Source organism: Fodinicurvata sp. EGI_FJ10296 (assembly GCF_040712075.1).
Lineage (GTDB): Bacteria > Pseudomonadota > Alphaproteobacteria > DSM-16000 > Inquilinaceae > JBFCVL01.
Window position 1 is genome coordinate 7,501 of the sequence record NZ_JBFCVL010000001.1, and the last position, 23,192, is coordinate 30,692.

A 23,192-nucleotide genomic window follows, 5' to 3' on the forward strand; every position below is an offset into this window, starting at 1 on the left:
TTTGTCTTACTCTACGCCTTCTGCGCCCTGTTGGCCGGATACGCACATATGATCGCTTACCCGACCAGCCACACGCCGGTCATCGGCGCTTCCGGCGCCATCGCTGGCGTTCTCGGCGCCCACGCCAGCCTGTTTCCGACAGCCCGCATCATTCTTCTGATACCAATCGTCTTTATCCCGATCTTTCTGCCGATTTCCGCCTTTTTCTATGTCGCGCTCTGGTTTGGCTTCCAGGTGTGGCAAGGGGCAGGCGACCTGACCCGCGCGACGGGCGGCGGCGTCGCCTGGTGGGCGCATGTCGGCGGCTTCATCGCCGGACTCATATTTGTCCGTGCGCTGACACCGCCGGCCGCACCGTCCCGGCATTAAGGCCGGTCAGAAGCTGGAGTTCGGCTCCTGAAGGAACGCCGCCTCTTCTTCGGTTGTCGGGCGGCCGAGCGCGGCATTGCGATGGGGAAATCGGCCGAAGCGCTCAATAATTTCCAGATGCCTCTCCGCGTAGAGTACCGCTTGCGGGTCACCGACTCGCTCGTGGAACAGGCGCACCGACAGGCGCTGATCCTCCAGCGATTCGCTGTGCTCCAGCGGCAGATAAATGAATGTCCGATTGGTGGGCTGGAAGCCGGGATAAAGGTCGAAACCTTGATCGATCGTCTGTTTCGCCAGCCGCAGGGCCTGTTGATCGGCACGAAATTGGTCGGGCTGGCCACGAAACAGATTTCGCGGGACCTGATCCAGCACGATGGAAAGCGCCAGACATCCCCGCGGGGAGTCCGACCATCTGGCCAGTCTGCCGGCCTCTGCCTCTTCAAGCGCGGGCATCAGCCGGTCACGGACGCGCTGGTCGAACGCGTCGTCCTTCGCAAACCAATTGGCCGGGCCGGATTCTACGAACCAGAACCGCAATACGTCGTCAATGGCTACCATATTCCGCTCCCCCATGAGTCGGCACCATCATTGCCAATATGCCACCGGGCACGCCATCCCTGTCGAATTCATGATCAATCGACAACGGCAATATCCAGATCGAATCCGTCGGCCATTCTCGATCAACGAAAAAGGGGCGCCCGTCGTGAGCGCCCCTTTGTCAGTCATCCGGTGCCAGGGCCGGGATCAGTGGTCGACATCCGACCATACCTTGCGCTTCACGGCATAGAGCATGCCGGTGAAAACGACCAGAAACAGCAGGACCTTCGCGCCCATCCGCTTGCGGTCTTCCATATGTGGTTCTGACGCCCAGGCCAGGAATACCGAGACATCATGTGCCTGCTGGTCGACTGATGCCGGCCCGGACCGCGCATATTCGACACCGCCATCGGAGAGCATATCCGGCATGGCCAGCAGGTGCCCCGGAAAATAGCGATTATAGTACTGACCGGGGGCTGGCTCCACGTCGTCGGGCGGATCTTCATAGCCGGTAAGGAGAGCATAGATGTAGTCCGCTCCCCCGCCCCGAGCCTTGGTGATCAGCGAAAGGTCTGGCGGATAGGCACCATTGTTCGCGGCCCGCGCCGCGGCCTCGTTGGCAAATGGGGCAACGAACGAATCGGTGGCCTCTGCCGGCCGCTCGAACATGTTGCCCGAACCGTCAGGCCCGTCAGTCACTGTGTAGTCCGACGCGACGGCTGTCACTTCTTCTTCCGATAAGCCGATCTGCTCCAGATGGCGATAGTCCAGCAAATCCATCGAGTGGCAGCTGGAGCACACTTCCTGGTAGACCTGAAACCCCCGCTGCGCGGCGGAGCGGTCATACGTCCCGAAGATACCCTCGAACGACCAATTCTGAGACGGGGGCGTCGGGGCTTCACCGGCCGCCAGTGCGGATCCACCGATGAGACCGAATGCAACGCCCAACGCCAGGGTGGCTGTTTTCAATGAACGCATGATCAGCTCTTCTCCATCGGCTTGGCTGTAGCGCCGGCCGGCAGCGGACCGCCGCCCTTGGTCACCGGTTCGCTGATGGAGCGCGGCAGCGGTAGTGGCCGCTCCAGCTTGCCCACGACCGGTGTGATGACCAGGAAGTGCAGGAAGTAATAGAAGGTTGCGACCCGGGAAATAACAACCCAGATGCCGTCCGGCGGATTGGCGCCGGCAAAGCCCAGAACGACGACCGTCAGAACGAAAATCCACATGAACTGACGATAGACCGGACGGAACCGACAAGAACGGACCTTCGACGTGTCAAGCCACGGCAGGAAGAAGAGAACAGCAATTGCCGCGAACATCAGCAACACGCCGCCCAACGCGTTGGGAACGGCCCGCAGGATGGCGTAGAATGGCAGGAAGTACCATTCCGGCACGATATGTGCGGGCGTCACCAGCGGATTCGCCGGGATGTAGTTGTCGGCATGGCCGAGCCAGTTCGGCGCAAAGAACACGAAACCGGCGAAGATCATCAGGAACACGCCGATCCCGACACTATCCTTGACCGTGTAGTAGGGGTGGAACGGGAGCGTGTCCTGGGACCCCTTGGGATCGATCCCGAGCGGATTGTTCGAACCGTGAACGTGCAGCGCGGCGATGTGCAGGACCACGACGCCCACGATCACGAATGGCAGCAGAAAATGCAGCGCGAAGAAACGGTTCAGCGTTGGATTGTCGACTGAGAAGCCACCCCACAGCCAGATCACGATGTTGTCGCCGATCAAGGGGATCGCCGAGAACAGGTTTGTGATCACTGTCGCACCCCAGAAGCTCATCTGGCCCCAGGGAAGCACATAGCCCATGAACGCGGTCGCCATCATCAACAGCAGGATGATCACGCCGAGGATCCAGATGAGTTCCCGTGGCTCCTTGTACGAACCGTAGTACAGGCCCCGGAAAATGTGGATATACACGACGGCGAAGAACATATGGGCGCCGTTCATGTGGATATAGCGCAGCAACCAGCCGTAATTCACGTCGCGCATGATGCGTTCGACGCTTCCAAAAGCCAGATCGGCACTGGGTGTATAGTGCATGGCCAGAAAGATACCCGTGAGGATCATCGTGGCCAGAATGAACATCGCGAGCGCACCGAAATTCCAGAAATAATTGAAATTCCGGGGCGTCGGGAACTGTCCGTATTCCCGATTCAACATTGTAAAGATCGGCAGCCGGTGGTCGACCCAACGCACTACCGGGTTCGAGAAACTGGCTTTGCCCGTACTCGCCATAAGAACCGTCTCCTAGCCCAAGCGGCAATCAGCCGATACGGATGCGCGTATCGTCAAGAAATTCATAAGCCGGCACCTCGAGGTTTTCCGGTGCCGGTCCCCGCCTTATGCGGCCGGATGTATCGTAGTGAGAACCATGACACGGGCAGAACCATCCGCCGTACTCCCCCCGATTGTCGCCGGATCTCTGGCCCAGCGGTACGCAGCCGAGATGGGTGCAAATGCCCACCATGACCAGCCACTGAGGCTCGATGACGCGATCCTCATCGGTTTGCGGGTCTCGCAGGTCATCGATATCCACCGCCCGCGCGGTTTCAATTTCCTCGGGCGTGCGATGTCGAATGAAGACCGGCGATCCGCGCCACGTCACGGTAATTGCCTGACCCTCGGAGACTTGGGACAGATCGACATCGATCTGGGCTTCCGCCAGGGCGTCGGCAGCGGGATTCATCGAATGGATAAACGGCCAGATGACCGAACCCGCCCCGACAACGGCCATGGCCCCAGTCGCCAGATAGAGAAAATCGCGGCGTGTCTCGCCCTCGCCCTCCGGCTTTTCGTCATGGGTAGTGTCGGCCATCGCTTCAAACGATCCTTAATTGACTGTACATCTCACGGTATCGTCGGAGGCGTACCAGGGATGCCCCGGAGCGTAGCCCCCGGTCCCGGAGTCGGGAACCTTTGCAGAAAGTGGGTATACATGGCCGCGCCCCCCGTTGCAAACCGGATGTGACCACATGCCCGCCACATTCGCGGCATGCCGGCCGATCGGAGAACGCATGCGCCGAAACCCGCAGTAACCGAAGAGGAAGGCTCAGCGGCAGAGCGCCGCAGTTACTGACCGGCCAGGATCCGGCTGGTCCATTGTTGGCCACTGTTGACCACTATGGTCGCGAAACTCTGGAAAGATACTAACCGATGACCGTTGACTCGCCCGCTGGTGACCGACCGCCCAATCGGCAGCATGACCGGCTTCCGCGGCTGGTGCTGTTCGAGCCCGACATACCGCAGAACACCGGCACTCTGATGCGGATGGCAGCATGTCTCGGAATTGGCCTCGACATCATCGAGCCCTGCGGCTTCGTTCTGGATGACAGGCGCTTGCGTCGGGCGGCGATGGACTATATCGACCGTCTGGACTGGCGCCGTTTCCGTTCCTGGCGCGCCTATCAGGAGACCGGTCATTCCGGACGGCTTCTGGGACTGACCAGCGGCGGCGACACCTGCTATACGGACTTCTCTTTTGCTGCCGGCGACCGTCTTTTGGTGGGCCGGGAAAGCGCCGGACTGCCCGCCGACGTGCTGGCGCAGGCGGACGCCCGGCTCCGCATTCCGATTGCCGCCCCCATGCGGTCGTTGAACGTCGCGATCGCGGCCGCCATGGTCAGCGGTGAAGCGATCCGGCAGATCGCAGCGGCGACCGGCGCCGACGGCTCCTGATTTCGACCCGTTTCAATCGGAGGCTCTCCATGAGCAATGACGACCAATACCCTGTTGCAAGCAGCCCGTCGGCCGATCCTGCCGCCGACATGACCGCGGAGTCCCGGCTGTCGCGCGCCCAGGAGTGGTTCAGGGAACTGCGCGATGCGCTGTGCCGGCGTCTGGAAGAGGTCGAAGACGAAGCAGCGGGGCCGCTCGCCGACCAGCCGCCAGGACGATTCGAGCGCAAGGCCTGGACAAGGGCCGATGGCGGCGGCGGCGAAATGTCGACCCTGCGCGGCCGCGTGTTCGAGAAGGCCGGAGTGAATATTTCCACGGTCCACGGCACGTTTTCCGAGGAATTCCGCAAATCGATTCCAGGCGCCGACACTGACGGCCGCTTCTGGGCCGCGGGTATCAGCGTCGTCGTTCATCCCCAGAACCCCCATGTTCCGGCGGCCCACATGAACACGCGGCATATCGTAACGACGAAATCATGGTTCGGCGGCGGCGCTGACCTGACCCCCATATTCTCCGACGACCAGGACACACGAACGTTTCACCAGCGCCTACAACAGGCCTGCGACGCGCACGATCCGGAATACTATCCCCGGTTCAAAGATTGGTGCGACGAGTATTTTCACTTGAAACATCGTAACGAAGCGCGCGGCGTCGGCGGTATTTTCTATGACTATGTCGACAGCGGAGACTGGGAAGCTGATTTCGCCTTTACACAGGATGTCGGGTCCGCCTTCTTCGACGTCTATCCGGCCATTGTCCGCCGACATATGAATCGCCCGTTCACCGAGGAGGATCGGGAACAGCAGTTGATCAAGCGCGGCCGCTATGTCGAATTCAATCTTCTTTACGACCGGGGAACGACTTTCGGGCTGAAGACCGGCGGCAATGTCGAAGCGATCCTGATGTCGATGCCGCCGACCGTCCGCTGGCCCTAGCCCGCGAGCCAGCCCTGTTCTAGGGAACGGCGAGGCCGGTCGTCGCCGATCGACGCACTGCCGCCTCGTCGGCATCGTCGTCCAGCCATGGCGGCTGCACGGTCGGTCGCGCGAAGTAGTAACCCTGTAACAGATCGATCCCCTCGTCGACGAGAATGGCGGCGTCTTCGGCGGTCTCGACGCATTCAGCCACGGTCGTCAATCCGAAGCCACCGGCCAGTCCGGCCAACGTGCGCACGAACAGGCGATTATCCCTGTTCCGGCAGATGTCGTAAACGAACGAACCGTCAATCTTGACGATGTCGACCCGCAGCGATTTCAGGTGCCGAAAGCTGGTATAGCCGGCGCCGAAATCGTCGAGCGCCACGCGGCAGCCCAGATCGCGGACCGCCGCCACGAATCGGCCCGTTTCGTCGATATCCTCGATCGCCGCAGTTTCGGTTATTTCGATCAGCAGGCGCTCTGCAAGGTCGGGCCGGCGCTCCACCAGGCGGATCAGTTTGCGCAGCCAGCTGTGATCCGAAGACGTTAGTCCGGATATATTCATCGCAAGGTTGATTCCGGGCGTCTGCTCCAGGGCCTGAACCACGAGGTCGAGGACATGATGGTCCAACAGGCGCGTCAGCCCCATCTGCTCTACCACCGGTATGAACACGCCGGCGGGAACGAACGAGCCGTCGCGCGAGCGCATGCGGATCAGGCATTCGTAGAACGTTGGCTCGAAGTCAGGCGTGCCAACAACGGGCTGGAACGCCAGCACCAGACGATCTTCCTTTAGCGCCTCTTTCACCTGCTCGCCGATTGCGATCGACCGTCGCTGGAAGGTGCGCTGCTCTTCGGTCATCATATAGACCTGATAGGTGTCGCGCCCCTGACGCTTGGCGTTCTGCATGGCCGCCTCGCCCCGGGTCATGATCTCGAACGAGGACTGGACCATGGAGGGGAAGCACACCACGCCGACCGAGACGCTGACATGGATCGAACCGCTCGGCGTCTCGAAGGGGTGATTGCGGAACGCCGAGAGCACGCGCTCGGCCAGCGCGGTTGCCTCGGCCTCGGTCGCTACCGGCATCAGAACGCCGAAGACATCGCCGCCGACACGGCCGATAAATGTGTCCTCGGCGGACAATTCCGAAAGCCGCCGCGACGCGGCAACGATCACGGCATCGGCGGTCAGATAGCCGTAGGCGTCGTTCAACAAGGCGAACTTGTCGATGCCCACGCTCAGATACGCGCCCGAACGATCATAGCGCTGGCTCTGGACCAGGGATTGATACAAGGCATCGCGCAAGTGGTTACGGTTGGAGAGGCCGGTCAGTTCATCGAAATTGGCCAGTCGCTGCAATCGCTCCTCATGCTCTTTGCGCTGGTGGACGACCCTGAGAATACCCCGCATTCGTTCGGCTCGGCCATCGGCATCAAATTCGGCCCGACCGCGGTCATGAATCCAGCAAGACGAGCCGTCGGCCTTGACGATCCGGTACTCGCAATCGAAATCAGCGCGCCGTTCGAAGTGATCCGTCAATCCTTTACGGCGAAACGGCAGATCCTGAGGGTCGATGACGGATTCCAGGGCCGTCACGGATGTCAGATCCTGGGCGCCGAATATCTCGTCGACAGCGCCGCCCCACCGGATCGAATCGTCCTCGACGTTCCACTCATAGGCCACGTCGCCAGACGCCAGCGTGGCTTTGGTGACGAACAGATCCTGATCTGACATGCGGACTTTCCCAATCTGACCTCGATACCCGCCCCACGAATGAATGCGGAGAGACCGCGCATCCCGTAATACGGGTGTAACGGAGCGGTATTGCACCTATCAGATTAACCGGGTAATTCTTGAAAGACGGTAAAAATTGCTGATTACGTAAACGCAAATATCATCGTTAACCGATTGATTCTTCTTAACCAAAGATCGGGCTGATCTTGCATCGCAAAGTAATTTGATGGATTTCTAATCATTGAACATGCACACTGTCGGAATGATCAATCCGAACCCGTCTCGATCCGGCCGATCAGCTCGGCAAGACAGGCATTCCGGTCCGGGCCGCAGTCGCGATCGAGCCACCATTTCCTGATTTCGTCGAGATGGCGACCGACGTCCGGCCCCGGCGGAAGTCCGGCTGCCACGAGGTCCCGCCCCCGAAGCGGGAACGGCGGCGGCGACGATGCCACCTGCACCAGATCTGCCAGATCGGCCCGATCAGAAGGAACGGCGCTCGCGGTGCCCACTTTAGATTCCGCGCCCACAGCGGTTGGCGGCCAGGAGAAAGCCAGAGCGGCCAAAGCTGCGTCGACGCCGCGCTCTACGGCCAAGCGCCGAAGCGGACGACGGTCGCGGCCGATTTCCGCATTCTCCGTCACCGCGGCGAGACCGGCGGCCACGTCGCCCACGCGGCGCTGCTCCTCGCGGCTCAGCCGAAGGCGACTGGCAACGGCCCCGATACGCCCACCGGCAATCGGCGCCAGCACCAGCCCCAGCCGGAAGACCGAATCGGCCCCCTCCAGTCTGGTCAAGCCGTAGCGCAGTGCTGTCTCCAGCGCCGTCGCCCCGCGTTCGCCCGCCTGTTGGTCGCCCGCCTGTTGGTCGCCCACCTGTTGGTCGCCCGACTGGTCATCGTCTCCGGCTGTGTCGGCCGCGAGCACCGCCAGGACGCCGCAGGCCAACATCGACCGCCACGCCGGCAACGGGTCAGCCGCCGCCAGAAGCCGCAGCAGTTCGGCCCTCACACGCTCGCCGGACAACCGTCCGACTGCCCCGCGACGAGCGCGGCACGCATCCGTCGCGCCAGGATCCGGGCGTCCAGACCCATACCAGGCGAAGAACCGGAAGAAGCGCAGAATCCGCAACGCGTCTTCGTCGATGCGGCAGATCGGGTCGCCGATGAACACAACGCGGCCGTTGAGCGCGTCGTCAGCACCGCCGAACGCATCGAGCACTGCGCCCGTGCGGTGCGCGAAAAGGGCGTTCATGGTAAAATCCCGTCGACCGGCATCCCTGACCCAGTCAGTCGTGAAATCGACCACGGCATGCCGGCCGTCGGTTTCGACGTCGCGGCGCAGGGTGGTCACCTCGATCGGACGGCGGCCGCCATCATCACCACCGACCGCCACAAGCGCCGTGATCGTGCCATGGTCGATACCCGTCGGCCGGTGGTCAATGCCGGCCCGATCCAGCGCCGCCATGGTTTGTGTTGGAAGCAGGGTCGTCGCAATATCGACATCGTTGGCCAGGCGGCCCAGCAGCGCGTCCCGGACGCACCCCCCGACGAACCACGCTTGACCGCCGTCAGCTTCCAGACCGTCGAACAGTCGCCCGATCGCCGGGTCGGTCATCCAGGCCGGTGGCTCGACGAGGCAGAAGGTCGTCGTCATCGGGGTGTCTCTCAGGTGAAACCGCCTGGCATGATTTCACCATCCTGCATCCTGGGCGGCGTATAGGTGGACCCCGGCGGTGCCCCGCCGCTCAACCCCCAGATACCCAGGACGACTGCGCAGAGCACGACGCCGGCCAGCAAGAGCCAGAACACCGGTGGCTTGTCCAGCGGATCGTCGACCTCGCGCCCCTCGCGTTCGGCCCGCGCCCGTATCGACCAGGCATAGACGAAATAAAGGACCGTCGGCAACGCGACCAGGATGACGGGTACAAGCCACCTCAACGACCATCTCCTTGACTTGAGTCGCGGCACCGCTGTGGTCTGGCACCGCCTGAATCGTCTGGACCAACGGAGCCGGGACCAACAGAGCCCGGACCAACAGAGCCGGCATGAAGGGTGCCGGGATCGGAGGCCTGCGCCCCCGCCGTAAGTGCGTCGCGCAAATTCACCAGCATGCCGGCGGTCGCTCCCCAGATGTACCACTCCCGATGCGGGTAAGCGTAATAGTATCGGTCGCGGCCTTCAAATTGACGGCTGTGACGCTGAGGGTTGTTGTCGTCGAGAATCAGATCGATCGGTATTGTGAATATCTCCGCAACCTCTTCAGAGGTGATCCGCGGCACGAAAGCGGACGACAGCCATCCCACGATTGGCACAATCTCGAATCCAGTTCGGGTGACATAGGTGTCGAGCCGGCCCAGAGGCGACACGGCAGACGGCTCCAGACCGATCTCTTCCTCGCTCTCGCGCAGCGCCGTCGCGACGTGATCGCGGTCGGTCACGTCGCACCGCCCGCCGGGAAAGCTGATCTGGCCGGCATGGGCCGTAAGGTGAGCCGCCCGGCGGGTCATGACGATCACCGGCCCATCGGCAGCCGGCTGCAGACCGATCAGCACGGCTGCAGGACGAAGGCGCGCCGGGAGGGCTATATCGGGATTGAGGTCGTGGTCGCCTCTGAGGCCGCGCCCTTTTCCGAAGTCATCGAGTTTCGACCTGACGACCGTTTCGTTCAGCATGCCAGCGTTTCTCCCCGCCCCCTGATCATCGCCGACCGGCCGGCGTCCGGTATCACGAATCCTGGTCAAGCGGATGGAATGTGTTCTTGCTCCATACACCGATTCGGCCCGCGTGCGGCTCTGCGACCTCGACCAGTTGGTAGTATACCGAACGCACGATCAAGGCTTCCAGCCCCTCCTTCACCCTGACGTATGGTCGCGGTTCGCCGGTAGCTGAATCGTGAGCAACCCGGATCGGGTGATCCCGGCCGACCTCGACCTGATGGTCAAGATTGGTCCGGAACCTCAGGATCCGGCCCGGACCATCGCCTTCGATCGTCAGCTCCACAGCGACGAAGGGGGCGTCCTCGACCTCGATCCGCCCCTTCTCGGCCGGCGTCACCAGCCAGTAATCGCCATTGTCATCGCGAGTCAGAACCGTCGCGAATAGCTTCGCGATCGCCAATCGCCGGATCGGCGCCCCTTCGTGATACCAGGTGCCGTCGGCCGCGATTCGGATATCGAAGGCCGGCCCCGCGTTCTGGCCGCCGCCCGCAGCGCTGTCCGGCGCCTTTTCGACGCCGTGGCCGCGGTTCTCGGACGAGTTGATCATTGTGCGACGGTCGTCGATCGGGCTACTCATTCGGTGCTTCCCTCTTTTGGACCAGCACGATTGGGCCGGGGTGGATTTGTCGGGGCGAATCGATCGCCGGGCCGCATTCGCGGTCCGCCGAAGATGATGGTGCCCGGCGGTGACTGTACCATTCAGATTTCCGCCATAGTCTTTAGATAGTAAATCCGATCAACGCGGACCAGCGGTGAGCTCAATGCAATCTCGGTTTTCAGACGCCTCCTCCGACGAGGATCGCTCTTTGCTTGCAACGGGGCCCGGGTCGGGAGTCGACTCCGCTTTCGGGGCGGGTGAGACCCCGATCGATCTCGTTGCCCAGGCGGAGCGGGTGGCCGACCAGCTCTCTCGTCTGCGGGGTATGATCGGGCGCGTGATTTTCGGCCAGGAGGCCGTCGTCGAACAGGCGCTGACGACGTTCCTTGCCGGGGGGCATGCGCTGCTGATCGGCGTGCCGGGTCTGGCAAAGACACGGCTGGTCGAAACCCTGTGCACCGCCGCCGGTCTGGAAGGGCGGCGCGTTCAATGCACGCCCGACCTGATGCCGGCCGATATCCTCGGCTCCGAAGTTCTCGACGAAGACGAGGACGGCCGCCGGCATTTCCGCTTCATACCGGGGCCGGTGTTCTGCCAGCTGCTGATGGCCGACGAGATCAACCGTGCCAGCCCGAGAACGCAATCCGCTTTGCTTCAGGCGATGCAGGAACGCAGCATTTCCGTGGCCGGGCAGACCCATGACCTTCCACGCCCGTTCCATGTGCTGGCGACGCAGAATCCGATCGAGCAGGAAGGCACTTATCCGCTGCCCGAGGCGCAGCTCGACAGGTTTCTGATGCAGATCGACGTCGATTACCCCGATGCCGATGCCGAACGATCGTTGCTGATCGCCACGACCGGCGCCGAGGAAGATCCCGTGCGCCCGGTCATGGATGCCGAAGCGCTGCTGGCCGCACAGACGCTTGTCAGACGGACACCCGTGGGCGAAAGCGTCGTTGATGCCATTCTGACCATCGTGCGCCAGGGACGGCCCGAGACGACCGATATTGACAGCGTCAGCCGCTTCGTCGCCTGGGGCCCCGGTCCGCGCGCGGGCCAGGCGCTCATGCTCGCCTGCCGGGCCAGGGCTCTGCTGCAAGGGCGGTTCGCCCCGTCGGTCGACGATATCGTCGCTCTCGCCGCCCCTATTCTGAAGCACAGGATGGCGCTGACCTTCGCGGCGCGGGCCGATGGGCGAACCGTCGACGATGTCGTCGCCGACCTCTGTCAGCGCATCGTATGATATCGCCGATCACATCGATATTCGACTTTATCCGGCGCAGTGGCAGCCGGAACAACGGGCGGCGATCGCCGGGCAACGCTGCAACGGCTCAGGGCGCCGTGCCGGGAATATCCGTTTCCCGGCCGGAAGGGTGGTCGCCGGACAAAAGGCAGCGCTACGGCGCCCCTGATACGCCGACTGCCCGCCGCCAGGCCGATGCCGCCGCCGGAATGCTGCCGTCGCTATTGGTCGAAGCGCAGTACGTCGCGTCGACGGTCGCGCAGGGCGTTCACGGCCGACGACGGGTCGGGCCGGGCGAGAGCTTCTGGCAGTTCCGTCGCTACACCCATGGCGACACGCTGGCCCGGGTGGATTGGCGGCAATCGGGCAAAAGCCGGCATGTTTTCGTTCGCGAGTACGAATGGGAGGCATCGCAGACTGTGGCGTTGTGGCGCGATTCGGGCGCCTCGATGACCTATCGGTCGATGGACACGCTGCCCACCAAGCGCCACCGCACCGACGTTCTGGTGCTGGGTCTGGCGCTACTCCTCAACCGGGGTGGCGAACGGATCGCATTGCTCGGCGCACCGGCCCCGCCCACCGCCGGACGGATCAATCTCGATCGCTTCGCCAGCCAGCTCGAAGGTCTGGGGCCGATCGACGACGCCGCCCTGGCGGCCATTCCCCGTCATGCTTCCGCGGTGCTGATCGGCGACTTCATCGACGCCCCCGAAAGGGTCGAATCGGCGTTGACGACGCTGGCCGCCCGTTCGGTACATGGACACCTTTTGCAAGTCCTGGACCCGGCTGAGGCAACATTGCCCTTTACCGGCCGGATACGCTTTCGCGACGTCGAATCGCCGCGGGAAATGCTCGTGCCTCGCGTTCAGGGAATACGATCGGACTATCTGCGCCGGCTGGCGGAGCGTCAGGACCGGCTGGCAAGGGCCGCCAGACGGGCGGGCTGGACCTTTGCAGTTCACCGCACGGATCACACCGTACAAGCCGGTCTGATCTATCTTTACGGGGCGCTTTCCGGCGATCCGGCGATAACGGGGGTTGCCGGCCGTTCGTCGGCGACCCGGCGATGACGACGGCGAGGTGGAGAGTATGACCACCCTTGGGACCATCCCTGGTATCCCGGTCTGGGGCTCCCTGGTTTTTGTCATGCCATGGATCCTCGCGGCACTGGCCGTGCTGCCGATCATTTACTGGCTGCTGAAAGCCACGCCGCCATCGCCGCGACGCGTGACCTTTCCGGCCATCCGACTGCTGCTCGATCTGCGCACACAGGAGGAAACGCCCGATCGAACGCCCTTGTGGCTCCTGGCTCTGCGCCTGCTCGTGGCGGCATTGATCATCGTCGCCCTGGCCCGGCCGATCCTCAATCCCGGCGACGATCTGCCAGGAACCGGTCCGGTTCTGGTGGTTGTCGATAACGGCTGGGCCGCAGCCGCCGGGTGGGACGACCGTCAGGAGGCTTTGTCGTCGATCATCGACCGCGCCGCCCGACAGGACCGCCGGATTGCCATACTGCCGACCGCACCCGCTGCGGATGCGACGCCCGCCTCGGCGCCGCGTGCCGTCCGTGCCGACGACGCCGACGACATTGCGGCGGGTCTGGCGCCGCTTCCCTGGCCGGTGGACCGGGCAGCGGCGGCCGAGGCATTGGCCGAATTCGAGACGGGCAGCGGCGTGCATTCGATCTGGCTCAGCGACGGCCTGGATGCGCCGGGAACCGATACGCTGGCCACCGTTCTGGCAGACATGGGCAGCGTTCAGGCGACGGTGCCCGACACGACCCAAACAGCCCGGCTGTTGGCGCCGCCTGATCTGGACACTCGGCAGTTAACGGTTCCCGTTCATCGGTCATCGGCGGGCGACGAGGAAGAAGTGGCGATTCGTCTGATTGCCGCCGATGGCCGGCTTCTGGACCAGCGACCGGCACGCTTCGCCGAAGATGCGACGACGGCGAGTGCATCCTTCGATCTTCCGGCTGACCTGCGCAACGAAGCGGTTCGGGCCGAGATCGACGGCGCCTTTACGGCCGGGGCGGTCGCCCTGCTTGACGAACGGTGGCGCCGGCGGCCTGTCGGGATTGTCGGCGATCCCTCCGACAGCGGCGCTCAGCCGCTTCTTGACGAGTATCACTATTTGTCCAGCGCTCTTGAGCCGTTCAGCGACATCCGGACCGGCTCGCTGACGGACCTGGCTGACGGCGGGGCGGCCGTTATCATGGTGCCGGACAGCGTCCCGCTCTCCCTGGCCGACCGGCAGAGGGCCGAAGAATTCGCCCGGACCGGCGGCATCGTCGTTCGCTTCGCCGGCCCCCGGCTCGCTGTCGCCGAAGATCCGCTGGTGCCGGTGCCGTTGCGATCCGGCGACCGTATTCTGTCGGGTGCCCTCACGTGGTCCGAGCCGATGGCGCTCGCCCCGTTTGATGACGCCAGCCCGTTCGCCGGCCTGTCGGCACCGGAGGACATACGGGTCGAACGTCAGGTTCTCGCCCAGCCCACCGGCGACCTCGCGTCCCGGAGCTGGGCGCGGCTTGAGGATGGAACCCCGCTGGTGACGGCCGTGCGGCGTGACGACGGCTGGCTCGTCCTGCTTCACACCACCGCAACGCCTGAATGGTCCAACCTGCCACTGACCGGCGTTTTCGTCGAAATGCTTCAGCGTCTGGTCGCCCTGTCCGAAGGCCGGTCGACAGCAACCGATGCAAACGAAGCAGCCACGCTGGACCCGCTGCAGACGCTGGCCGCAAACGGTCAGCTCGGCCCGGCCCCGCCGACGGCGCTGCCGATTGCCGTCGCATCCCTGGGCGAGCCACAAATCGGCCCGCGGCATCCGCCGGGCTTTTATGGAACCGCCGATGCGCGGCGCGCGGTCAGCCTCGGCGCCGGTGTGGCACCGCCCGCACCGCTCGTGTTCGAACCGGAAGGCATTGCCACGGCAAGTTATGAGACGGCGCCCGAGATCGATCTCATGCCCTGGCTTCTGACAGCCGCGCTGTGCCTGCTTGTTATCGACGGTATCGTGGCTCTGGTGCTGCGTGGTCTCGTGCCGTTCGGCGAGCGCGTTGCGCAGCCGGGCGGCACCGGAACCGTCGGGAGTCTGCTGATCGCCATCATGATCGCCGGCATCGGGGCCGGAGCGGGAATCGGAGCCGGGACCATCATGGTACTGTCGGCCGAAAGCGCCCGGGCGGACACAGGCGTCACCGACGACCGGACACTGAGGGCGGCAACGAACACCTATCTCGCCTATGTGGAAACCGGCATGCCAGGTGTTGATGACGTCAGCCGATCCGGGCTTGAGGCTTTGGCGGCGGTCCTGCGGGGCCGGACATCGGTCGACGCGGCCGGCGCGATGGCGGTCAACCCGGCCAGCGATGACCTGACGTTCTTTCCATTGATCTACTGGCCGGTGCCCCCTGAACATCCCGACCTGTCGTCCGAAGCGGTCGACCGGGTAAACGACTATCTGGCCCATGGCGGAATGATCGTCTTCGATACCCGCGATCGCGGATTATCGACACAGGGGTTCGGTGGAACGCCTGCCGGGCGAAGACTGCAGAGTCTGGCCGGCACCCTGGACATCCCCGCCCTGGAGCGGGTGCCCGAGGACCACGTTCTGACCCGGGCCTTTTATTTGCTGCAGGATTTTCCAGGTCGTTATGCTGAAGGAGACGTCTGGGTCGAGACGCCCGCCGAACGGGTCAACGACGGCGTTTCCGGCGTCGTCATCGGCGGCAATGACTGGGCTTCGGCCTGGGCCCGCGACGACACCGGACGAGCGATGTATCCGATCGCCGGCGGCGGCGAACGCCAGCGCGAAATGTCCTACCGCTTCGGCGTCAATCTCGTGATCTACGCTTTGACAGGCAACTACAAGGCCGATCAGGTCCACGTACCGGCGATCCTCGAAAGGCTGACGCAATGATGTCGATGGCCCCGCTGATCGGCGCCCAGTCCGCGGCCACCGTGACGCGGACCACGGCGATCGATTTCGCGCCGTTCCTGCCGGTGTGGCTCATCGCCGTCTTCGCCATTCTGATTGCGGCGACCTCGGTCTACGGGCTGTACCGGCGGGCGCCGGGCGTCATGGTGCGGCTGGGCGTCTGCACCGTGCTGATTCTGGTGCTGGCCAATCCGTCTCTGGAACGCGAAGACCGCGCGGCCATCGCGGACACGGCCGTCATCCTCGTGGATGAAACGCCGAGCCAGCGCTATGGCGCGCGCCGCGAGCGGGCCGAACAGGCTGCCGCCGAATTGCAGGAACGGCTCGAATCAGAAGAAAACCTTGAAACCCGCGTCGTCCGGGTTGGTCTCGACGGGCCAGCCAGCCTTGAGCAAACGCGCCTGTTCGATGCCCTTGACCAGGCCGTCGCCGATACCCCTCGTCGACGGATCGGTTCGGTGTTCATGGTGACCGACGGTCAGGTCCACGACGTCCCATCGGGCGTGGGCACCCTTGACGGTATCGGTCCGATCCACACGCTGCTGACGGGCGAACGCAACGAGATCGACCGCCGGCTGACGATCGTGCAAGCGCCGTCCTATGGCATCGTCGGGCAGGATGCCTCCGTGACCGTGCGAATCGATGATCTTCCCGAGGTCGGCGCAAGCGGTATGGCCCGCGTCGACGCGACGGTCGACGGTGAGCATGTCGTTACCCGCGATCTGACGGTCGGCCAGAATTACGAGATGACGTTCCCGCTCTCGCATGGCGGCCAAACAGTAATCGAACTGGAGGTGGCGCCGATCGACGACGAGATTACGACCGCCAACAACCGGGCGGCCGTCGTCGTCAACGGCGTGCGGGACCGGCTTCGGGTCCTGTTGGTATCCGGCGAGCCTCATGCCGGACAGCGTGCCTGGCGCAACGTCCTGAAATCGGATCCAGCGGTCGATCTGGTGCATTTCACCATTCTTCGGCCACCCGAGAAGCAGGACGGCACACCGATCAATGAACTTTCCCTGATTTCGTTTCCCATTCGAGAGTTGTTCGAAATCAGCCTGTTCGAGTTCGACCTCGTGATTTTCGACCAGTACCAGCGCCGCGGCGTGCTGCCGTCGACCTATTTTCACAATATTGCCGACTATGTCCGGCGCGGTGGTGCCTTCCTTGAGGCCAGCGGACCCGACTTTGCCCAGCCGTTCAGCATTTACCGGACCCCGCTGGGCAGCATTCTGCCGGGCGAACCAACGGGCGACATCGTCGAGCGGGCCTTTCGGCCCGGACTGACCGAAGACGGCACCCGCCACCCGGTGACGGCCGGATTGTCCGGCGTCGCAAATGGCCTGAACGGATCCGGCGAAGCCGCCGACTGGGGGCGCTGGTTCCGCCAGATCGTGGTGCGGCCGACCGCCGGTGCAACGGTCATGTCGGGGGCCGACAATCAACCGCTCATGATTCTCGACCGCGTCGGTGAAGGTCGCGTGGCACAGTTGATGTCGGATCAGATGTGGCTATGGGGGCGGGGTTACGATGGCGGCGGTCCGCAATCCGAGATCATTCGGCGTGTGGCCCACTGGCTGATGAAAGAGCCGGAACTTGAGGAGAATGATCTGGTCGCTACGACCAACGGGGCGACGATCACCGTCGAGCGGCGCCGGCTCGATGGTGAAGAGGCTACAGTGACGCTGACATCGCCGTCCGGGCAGGAGGCCCGGGTCGACATGACCCGGACGGCTCCGGGACGCTGGCAGGGACAGACCGCAGCAACCGAGCCGGGGGTATACCGCGTCGCGGACAACGACGAGACGACGCTGGCCGTCGTCGGCGCTCTCAACCCGCCGGCATTGCGCGACGTTCGGACCACCGAAGAAAAACTGGCCGGCATCGTCTCATCAACCGGCGGCCGCTTTCATTGGCTGGAGGATGGGGACATGCCGGCCATTCGCCGGGTGGACGCCGGAGCGCCGACGCAGGGGCCCGGCTGGATGGGCGTGCGGCGCAGCGGCGATTATCTGGTCACCGGCGTCAGTGACATTCCCTTGCTGCCCGCGGTGCTGGTGCTTCTGCTTCTCGTCGGCGGCTTGCTGGCGGCCTGGCGCCGAGAAGGGCAGTAAGGCACGCAGGCGCAAATAGCGATCCTGCCGGATCTGGAGCTTCATCCTCCTTGTGTGTGCCTGCTCCTGTGTTACCTTGGACGCAATTGGAGGAACGGGCACAAAACAACTCACGATTTTAACTAAATGCAGAAACTTGAATACGAAAATCAGGGGTTTTTGCCGGCCGTGGTGCGATGATGATCGATCGTATAAATAAGATTACGAAAAAATTGTCATCTGCAGAGAAGGCCGACTTTCCAGCGTTAATAGAGCACATTTTGCTGGAGATCTCTGCTTCTTCGCACTCGGATTCAGCCTTGTTCAGCCAGATATCCGCTGACGCAACTTTATTCAGCATCGCGTCCCCTGATTCTACGGCACTTTCGACCTCACTGGACCGCTACCATGCCGCCGCGATCGAAGACGCACGACGGCGGTTTACGGAATTGAGCATCGAGGAAACAGCCGCGGTTTGTGGATATCGCAGTCTGTCGCTCAAGGGGACGCTGTTCGACTATCGGCATCTGTTTCTGGAAACACCGTCCCAACCGATTGGCATCCTGACGCTCGCCGCGACCGGGCCGGCCGCGGACTTTGAGATCGACAGCCCCGAATTCGGGATCCTGCTGAACCTGTTCGTTATCGCGATGATCCGAATGGAACGCAGCGCAATTCTCAGCGGATTGACGACAGCGTCGGCCGCGTCAAGCGGCAGAACGGCACTGGAGGACATTGCCCATAATGCGAGCGAGGCCCTTGGTGCAGATATCGTCCTGATCGGCGAGACGCGCCCGGAATGCGAGGCCGTCGACGTCCGGGCGATCGTTGATCGACGCGGCCCCCGGCACATCACGTCGTATCCGCTCGCCGGATCGCCGTGCGGGACCATTGTGCCTGATCAATGTCTGATCGTCGCCAATGACGTGGCGCACCATTACCCGCACGACGCCATGCTCGCCGAAGATGGCATCAAGGGTTACGCGGGGCTTGGACTTCAGGACGCAGACGGCAGAAGCATCGGCCTTCTTGTTGCCCTGTTCCGCGACCGCATCATTCTTCGCCATCGGATAGAGAAAGTTATCCGGACCTTCGCCCAGCGTGCCGGATCCGAAATCCTGCGGGAACGAACCGAACGCTCGCACGCCGATATGCAGCAACGTCTGAAGCAGATCGTGGACGAGATCCCGGACGGACTTGTCGTCCTGGACGGTCACGGCCGCATCGCCTTCTGCAACCCGGCCGGCTCCGAAATCTTCGAAACATCGTCGGCGGAACTCGTTGGCGCGCGGATTTGCGAACGACTGGGGGTTTCGGCGGACGCGCTTCCGACATCCGGCTCCGCCGCAGACCACAAGTCGGGTAATGTGCCGGATCCCAGGCCCGTGGGTGCCAAGGCTTCCGATCTTGTAGGGCGAATTCTGTTTGCACCGAACCTCGGCAAGTGGCTCTCGCTGCGCGGCTATGCCAATCAGGACAACCGGACGCTGTTCTTGCGGGATATCAGCGAATACGCCGAACGGGAAAAACGGTATCAGGAGCTCTCGACCCTCAATCGGCGGTTCCTGGAATGCTCGCCTGACATCATTACCACCATCGATCGACAGAGGCGGCTCGTCTTTGTCAGCGATCGGTGCCGGGATGTGCTGGGATACGAACCCTCGGAGATGATCGGCCGCCATACCTGGGAATTCATACATTCCGAGGATCAGGAACTCACCGCACGTCATGCCGCCGACAACCGCACCCACGAGGGGACGGGCACGGTCGAGAACCGCTATCTTCGGAAGGACGGCACTGCAGTGCCCATACTGTGGGCATCGGTCTGGTCAGACGAAGACGACATGGGTTTCGCCGTCGGCCGTGACATGTCCCCCTGGCGTCAGATGGAATTGCGCGTCCGCGAGGCGCAACGGGTCGAAGCGCTTGGCCGTCTGACCGGCGGCATCTCCCATGACTTCAACAATCTCCTTGCCGTGGTCATGGGCAACGCCGAGATGCTGGCCGATGCGCTCGAAGGTCAGGAATCAATGGCGCGCATGGCCAACCTGATACTGTCGGCCGCCGCGCGCGGGCGCGATCTGAACGAGCGCCTGCTGACCTTCGCGCGCCAGAAAGCGCTGACGCCGGCCGTTGTCGATCTGGCTGAATTGCTCGAACGATTCGAACCCCTGATCCAGCAGGCCATCGGTCCGCGCATTCGGCTGGCGCTGCGCTTTGCGCCGGATCTGCCGGCAGTGACCGTCGATGTCACACAGCTTGAGGCCGCCGTCCTGAACCTGGCAATCAATGCGCGGGACGCCATGCCCCGGGGTGGCGTTCTGGGCATTCGCGCTTCCCGGACCGACATTTATCAGGAAGAGCAGATCGACAGCGGGATCCTCGCTCCCGGACCGTATGTTCGACTCTCGGTCAGCGACAGCGGAACCGGCATGACGGACGACGTTCGCAGACGAGCCTTTGACCCGTTCTTCAGCACCAAGGATGCCAGCAAGGGGTCCGGCCTGGGTCTCAGCACGATCCACGGTTTCATGAACCAGTCCGGGGGCGGGATCTCGATCGATACCGCGCCGGATATCGGCACCGTCGTCCATCTCCATTTTCCAGCGCCGCAAATTCAGGACGCCTCCGGAAGAAGCCGCCCCGGCGCCCCCGACGAAAAAACCGATCGAAACGCGGTTTCCCAAACCGATGCCCCGCTGCCGTCATCCATGCCGGTTGCCGCCGGCAGCGCTGAACAAACCTGCATTCTGGTCGTCGAGGATGACCCGATGGTCTGGGAATATGTCACCGGCCTTCTGGAGGGGCGGGGCTATGACGTTGTCGCCGCCGAAACCGCCACACAGGCGCTGACAATTCTGGAACGCCGCATCGCCGGTGCGCATGATCCGGGCAACGGCCATCCCGTCGACCTCGTCCTCAGCGATATCGTGCTGCCCGACGGCATGGACGGCATAGCCCTCGCCCGACGGCTGCGCGACCTTTATCCGGGCATTCCGATACTGCTGACGACCGGGTATTACCAGAATGCCGGTGCACAGACATCGGACGGATTGGCCGAGGCCGGTCTCGGCGACGTCGAAATCATCCGCAAACCATATCGGCCCGGCGATCTTACGTCGAAGATCGCCGAGGTGATGAAGCAGCAGTTGTCCTGACCGCCCGCCATCCCGGCCCCTTATCCCCGTCCGATTACCACTGGAGCCGGAGGCCTGCCTGACCGCGGTGGTCCCGATAACCTTGGCCGAACTATCCCTCATGCGCCGCGAACAGCCTCACGCCGTTGCGAAGGACAGCGTCCAGAGACAGGCCCGCCTCGGCCAGATTGCGCGGAAGCGACTGTCCCTCGACTTCGAACGTATCGCTTCCCAGCAGCGATACCCGAAGGCTGGATGACGGCGAGGCCAGTTCGTGGCTCCATGCCGCCCGGCCGGTGACGGTCACCCCCTCGATACCGAGCGTACTGCCGTCCAGACGCCCCTCGACACCCAGACGGGACCGCAGACTTTCCGAGCCGAAACCGGCCACGGTCAGACCAGCGGTGCCGTCTCGGTGAATCCTTCCAATTCACCTAAAGGAGATAATCAGGCCACGCCGAGGCGATGTCGCGCCCCCTCCATCAAGCTTGAACAAGGAATAGCCTGTTCAAGCTTTCTCGTGCCACAGCCTGGACGCTCACTCCTCGGTGCGGATCAGGCCGATTCCGTGTCGGCCGGCGGCGTCGCGGGCGTCGTCGTAGCCGGCATCGGCATAGCGGATCACTCCCAGCGCGGTATCATTGGTCAAGGCATGTTCGATGCGGCGGTCCGCAGCCGGGGTTCCGTCGGCAACCACGGTAACACCAGCGCTGGTCATATAGCCGGCATAGCCGCCACCGCCGGAATGCACGGCCACCAGATCGGCCATGGAGGAGCACAGGGTCATGGCGTCGAGCAATGGCCAATCGGCGATCGCGTCGGAGCCGTCGGCCATGTTCTCGGTCATGATGTTCGGGTGCGCCATGGCCGCGGCATCAAGGTGGTCGCGGGAGAAGGCCACCGGCGCCCGGACCTCGCCCGTTCGCACCAGATCGTTGACCGCCAGCGCCAGGCGCGTCCGCTCGCCATGCCCCAGCCAGGCGATGCGGGCGGGTAGCCCTTCGAACGGCACATGCGCACGGGCAAGTTGGATCCAGTTGGTCACGATCCGGTTGTCGGGAAACAGGTCCAGTACCAGATCGTCGATCCGGGCAATGTCTTCCGGTGCGCCCGACAGCACCATCCACCGGAATGGCCCGATCGCGCGGCAGAACAGGGGCCGCAGATAGGCTTCGGTGAAGATCGGAATGTCGAAGGCGTTCTCCACACCCCCCTGTTTTGCCTGGGTGCGGATGAGATTGCCGTTGTCGAACACCTCCGCCCCGGCGGCCTGGAACCCCAGCATCGCCTGCACATGGGCGGCGATCGAGGCTCGCCCCTCGCGGATCAGCCGGTCAGGATCAGTGTCGCGCAACCCGCGCACCTCGGCCACCGACATGCCGCGGGGGATATAACCGAAGACCAGATCATGGGCCGATGTCTGATCGGTCACCACGTCGGGGATGACGCCGCGCGCCAATATCTCGGGGTAAATCTCGGCCGCATTGCCGATCAGGCCGACGGAAAGGCCAGCCCCCTCGGCAGCCGCCTGACGGATCATCGACAGCGCGGTTTCCAGGTCCGGCGCGATCCGGTCGAGATAGCCGATTTCCCGGCGTTTCTCCGCACGGTCAGCGTCGACGTCGACACAGAGAATGGCGGCCTTCGCCATCTTTCCGGCCAACGGTTGCGCGCCGCCCATGCCGCCCAGACCGGCGGTCAGGACGAACCGTCCCGCCAGATCGCCGCCGAAACGCGCCTCGGCGATCCGCATCAGGATTTCGTAGGTCCCCTGGATGACGCCCTGACTGCCTATGTATTGCCAACAGCCGGCGGTCAGGCCGCCCCAGCAGATCAGACCCTTTTTCTGAAGATCGTAGAACACATCGGCCTTCGCCCACTGGCCGACGATATTGCAGTTGGCCATGATGACCAGCGGCGCTTCGGCATGGGTTTTCAACAACCCGACCGGCTTGCCCGACTGGATAATCAGGGTCTGGTCCTCGTCCATTGCCAGCAGATTGGCTACAATTGCCCTCAGTGCCGGCCAATCGCGCGCCGCCCGGCCCAGCGCGGCGTAAACGACCAGATTGTGCGGATCCTCGGCCACCGACAGCACATTCTCCAGCAGCCGCAACAGCGCCTCCTGCCGCCAGCCCCGGGCGCGGAGGGTCGGACCGCCGGGAACCGGGAAGTCGGGATGGCGGGGGGGCGAAACGGCGTAGGCCATGGTCG

19 protein-coding genes (1 of these 19 running past the window's edge) are annotated in these 23,192 nt (G+C 63.5%); 8 read left to right on the forward strand and 11 right to left on the reverse strand.

Translation table 11 applies throughout. The features are described 5' to 3' along the window. Positions 1–369: the 3' portion of a rhomboid family intramembrane serine protease gene (locus tag ABZ728_RS00030; RefSeq protein WP_366653474.1), read on the forward strand. Its footprint begins 324 nt before the window's first position; only the last 369 of its 693 coding nucleotides appear in the window; its start codon lies off the left edge, out of view; the stop codon is at positions 367–369. A gap of 6 nt (positions 370–375) precedes the next feature. On the opposite strand, the gene ABZ728_RS00035 is transcribed toward ABZ728_RS00030, so the two are convergent. The 4 genes from ABZ728_RS00035 to petA form a co-directional block, all read right to left on the reverse strand. Then, positions 376–927: a DUF924 family protein gene (locus ABZ728_RS00035; RefSeq protein WP_366653475.1), complete on the reverse strand. Its 552-nt coding sequence runs from the start codon at positions 925–927 to the stop codon at positions 376–378. Positions 928–1,113: 186 nt separating this feature from the next. Further along, positions 1,114–1,884 carry a cytochrome c1 gene (locus ABZ728_RS00040; RefSeq protein WP_366653476.1) on the reverse strand — a complete coding sequence of 257 codons (771 nt, stop codon included), beginning with the start codon at positions 1,882–1,884 and terminating at the stop codon, positions 1,114–1,116. A 2-nt stretch (positions 1,885–1,886) separates the two neighbouring features. Beyond that, positions 1,887–3,155, reverse strand: a complete 1,269-nt coding sequence (locus tag ABZ728_RS00045) for a cytochrome b N-terminal domain-containing protein (protein ID WP_366653477.1) — start codon at positions 3,153–3,155, stop codon at positions 1,887–1,889. A gap of 28 nt (positions 3,156–3,183) precedes the next feature. Beyond that, entirely contained in the window at positions 3,184–3,735 is a 552-nt protein-coding gene (gene petA, locus ABZ728_RS00050; RefSeq protein WP_366653478.1) for a ubiquinol-cytochrome c reductase iron-sulfur subunit, read from the reverse strand. A 338-nt stretch (positions 3,736–4,073) separates the two neighbouring features. On the opposite strand from petA, the gene ABZ728_RS00055 reads away from it, so the two are divergent. Continuing rightward, positions 4,074–4,595 carry a tRNA (cytidine(34)-2'-O)-methyltransferase gene (locus ABZ728_RS00055; RefSeq protein WP_366653480.1) on the forward strand — a complete coding sequence of 174 codons (522 nt, stop codon included), beginning with the start codon at positions 4,074–4,076 and terminating at the stop codon, positions 4,593–4,595. Between the two features lie 89 nt (positions 4,596–4,684). Beyond that, entirely contained in the window at positions 4,685–5,530 is an 846-nt protein-coding gene (hemF, locus tag ABZ728_RS00060; protein WP_366654330.1) for an oxygen-dependent coproporphyrinogen oxidase, read from the forward strand. 19 nt (positions 5,531–5,549) lie between these two features. On the opposite strand, the gene ABZ728_RS00065 is transcribed toward hemF, so the two are convergent. The 5 genes from ABZ728_RS00065 to ABZ728_RS00085 all read right to left on the reverse strand — a co-directional run bounded on the left by ABZ728_RS00065 (position 5,550) and on the right by ABZ728_RS00085 (position 10,545). After that, positions 5,550–7,250: a GGDEF and EAL domain-containing protein gene (locus ABZ728_RS00065; RefSeq protein ID WP_366653481.1), complete on the reverse strand. Its 1,701-nt coding sequence runs from the start codon at positions 7,248–7,250 to the stop codon at positions 5,550–5,552. Positions 7,251–7,516: 266 nt separating this feature from the next. Next, complete coding sequence (locus ABZ728_RS00070) at positions 7,517–8,905, reverse strand: CCA tRNA nucleotidyltransferase (protein ID WP_366653482.1); 1,389 nt, start codon at positions 8,903–8,905, stop codon at positions 7,517–7,519. An 11-nt stretch (positions 8,906–8,916) separates the two neighbouring features. Then, positions 8,917–9,189 (reverse strand): DUF6111 family protein, encoded by a 273-nt coding sequence (locus ABZ728_RS00075; protein ID WP_366653484.1) that lies wholly within the window; start codon positions 9,187–9,189, stop codon positions 8,917–8,919. Next, positions 9,186–9,923 (reverse strand): CoA pyrophosphatase, encoded by a 738-nt coding sequence (locus ABZ728_RS00080; RefSeq protein ID WP_366653485.1) that lies wholly within the window; start codon positions 9,921–9,923, stop codon positions 9,186–9,188. Before ABZ728_RS00080 ends, ABZ728_RS00075 begins: the two co-directional genes overlap by 4 nt. Positions 9,924–9,975: 52 nt before the next feature. Further along, positions 9,976–10,545 carry a DUF1285 domain-containing protein gene (locus ABZ728_RS00085; RefSeq protein ID WP_366653486.1) on the reverse strand — a complete coding sequence of 190 codons (570 nt, stop codon included), beginning with the start codon at positions 10,543–10,545 and terminating at the stop codon, positions 9,976–9,978. Between the two features lie 184 nt (positions 10,546–10,729). On the opposite strand from ABZ728_RS00085, the gene ABZ728_RS00090 reads away from it, so the two are divergent. From ABZ728_RS00090 to ABZ728_RS00110, 5 genes are all read left to right on the forward strand, one after another. Then, entirely contained in the window at positions 10,730–11,809 is a 1,080-nt protein-coding gene (locus ABZ728_RS00090; RefSeq protein ID WP_366653488.1) for a MoxR family ATPase, read from the forward strand. Continuing rightward, positions 11,806–12,879 (forward strand): DUF58 domain-containing protein, encoded by a 1,074-nt coding sequence (locus ABZ728_RS00095; RefSeq protein WP_366653489.1) that lies wholly within the window; start codon positions 11,806–11,808, stop codon positions 12,877–12,879. The genes ABZ728_RS00090 and ABZ728_RS00095 overlap by 4 nt, the downstream gene beginning before the upstream one ends. Before the next feature lie 19 nt (positions 12,880–12,898). Then, entirely contained in the window at positions 12,899–15,730 is a 2,832-nt protein-coding gene (locus ABZ728_RS00100) for a DUF4159 domain-containing protein (RefSeq protein WP_366653490.1), read from the forward strand. Further along, complete coding sequence (locus ABZ728_RS00105) at positions 15,727–17,862, forward strand: hypothetical protein (protein WP_366653491.1); 2,136 nt, start codon at positions 15,727–15,729, stop codon at positions 17,860–17,862. The genes ABZ728_RS00100 and ABZ728_RS00105 overlap by 4 nt, the downstream gene beginning before the upstream one ends. Positions 17,863–18,161: 299 nt before the next feature. Then, on the forward strand, positions 18,162–20,999 hold the full coding sequence (locus tag ABZ728_RS00110) for a PAS domain S-box protein (RefSeq protein WP_366653493.1): 2,838 nt from the start codon (positions 18,162–18,164) through the stop codon (positions 20,997–20,999). A 91-nt stretch (positions 21,000–21,090) separates the two neighbouring features. Here the strand turns inward: ABZ728_RS00110 and ABZ728_RS00115 are convergent, their stop codons facing one another. Beyond that, on the reverse strand, positions 21,091–21,408 hold the full coding sequence (locus ABZ728_RS00115; RefSeq protein ID WP_366654331.1) for an autotransporter outer membrane beta-barrel domain-containing protein: 318 nt from the start codon (positions 21,406–21,408) through the stop codon (positions 21,091–21,093). Positions 21,409–21,516: 108 nt separating this feature from the next. Further along, positions 21,517–23,187 carry a urocanate hydratase gene (locus ABZ728_RS00120; protein WP_366653495.1) on the reverse strand — a complete coding sequence of 557 codons (1,671 nt, stop codon included), beginning with the start codon at positions 23,185–23,187 and terminating at the stop codon, positions 21,517–21,519. Between the last annotated feature and the right edge of the window lie 5 nt (positions 23,188–23,192).

What these genes read in the sequence shown, in the direction of transcription:
- ABZ728_RS00045 (WP_366653477.1), bottom strand. Translation starts at nt 3,155, where the DNA reads ATGGCGAGTACGGGCAAAGCCAGTTTCTCGAACCCGGTAGTGCGTTGG.
- ABZ728_RS00035 (WP_366653475.1), bottom strand. Translation starts at nt 927, where the DNA reads ATGGTAGCCATTGACGACGTATTGCGGTTCTGGTTCGTAGAATCCGGC.
- ABZ728_RS00105 (WP_366653491.1), top strand. Translation starts at nt 15,727, where the DNA reads ATGATGTCGATGGCCCCGCTGATCGGCGCCCAGTCCGCGGCCACCGTG.
- ABZ728_RS00055 (WP_366653480.1), top strand. Translation starts at nt 4,074, where the DNA reads ATGACCGTTGACTCGCCCGCTGGTGACCGACCGCCCAATCGGCAGCAT.
- hemF (WP_366654330.1), top strand. Translation starts at nt 4,685, where the DNA reads ATGACCGCGGAGTCCCGGCTGTCGCGCGCCCAGGAGTGGTTCAGGGAA.
- ABZ728_RS00085 (WP_366653486.1), bottom strand. Translation starts at nt 10,545, where the DNA reads ATGAGTAGCCCGATCGACGACCGTCGCACAATGATCAACTCGTCCGAG.
- petA (WP_366653478.1), bottom strand. Translation starts at nt 3,735, where the DNA reads ATGGCCGACACTACCCATGACGAAAAGCCGGAGGGCGAGGGCGAGACA.
- ABZ728_RS00100 (WP_366653490.1), top strand. Translation starts at nt 12,899, where the DNA reads ATGACCACCCTTGGGACCATCCCTGGTATCCCGGTCTGGGGCTCCCTG.
- ABZ728_RS00065 (WP_366653481.1), bottom strand. Translation starts at nt 7,250, where the DNA reads ATGTCAGATCAGGATCTGTTCGTCACCAAAGCCACGCTGGCGTCTGGC.
- ABZ728_RS00040 (WP_366653476.1), bottom strand. Translation starts at nt 1,884, where the DNA reads ATGCGTTCATTGAAAACAGCCACCCTGGCGTTGGGCGTTGCATTCGGT.
- ABZ728_RS00070 (WP_366653482.1), bottom strand. Translation starts at nt 8,905, where the DNA reads ATGACGACGACCTTCTGCCTCGTCGAGCCACCGGCCTGGATGACCGAC.
- ABZ728_RS00120 (WP_366653495.1), bottom strand. Translation starts at nt 23,187, where the DNA reads ATGGCCTACGCCGTTTCGCCCCCCCGCCATCCCGACTTCCCGGTTCCC.
- ABZ728_RS00090 (WP_366653488.1), top strand. Translation starts at nt 10,730, where the DNA reads ATGCAATCTCGGTTTTCAGACGCCTCCTCCGACGAGGATCGCTCTTTG.
- ABZ728_RS00080 (WP_366653485.1), bottom strand. Translation starts at nt 9,923, where the DNA reads ATGCTGAACGAAACGGTCGTCAGGTCGAAACTCGATGACTTCGGAAAA.
- ABZ728_RS00095 (WP_366653489.1), top strand. Translation starts at nt 11,806, where the DNA reads ATGATATCGCCGATCACATCGATATTCGACTTTATCCGGCGCAGTGGC.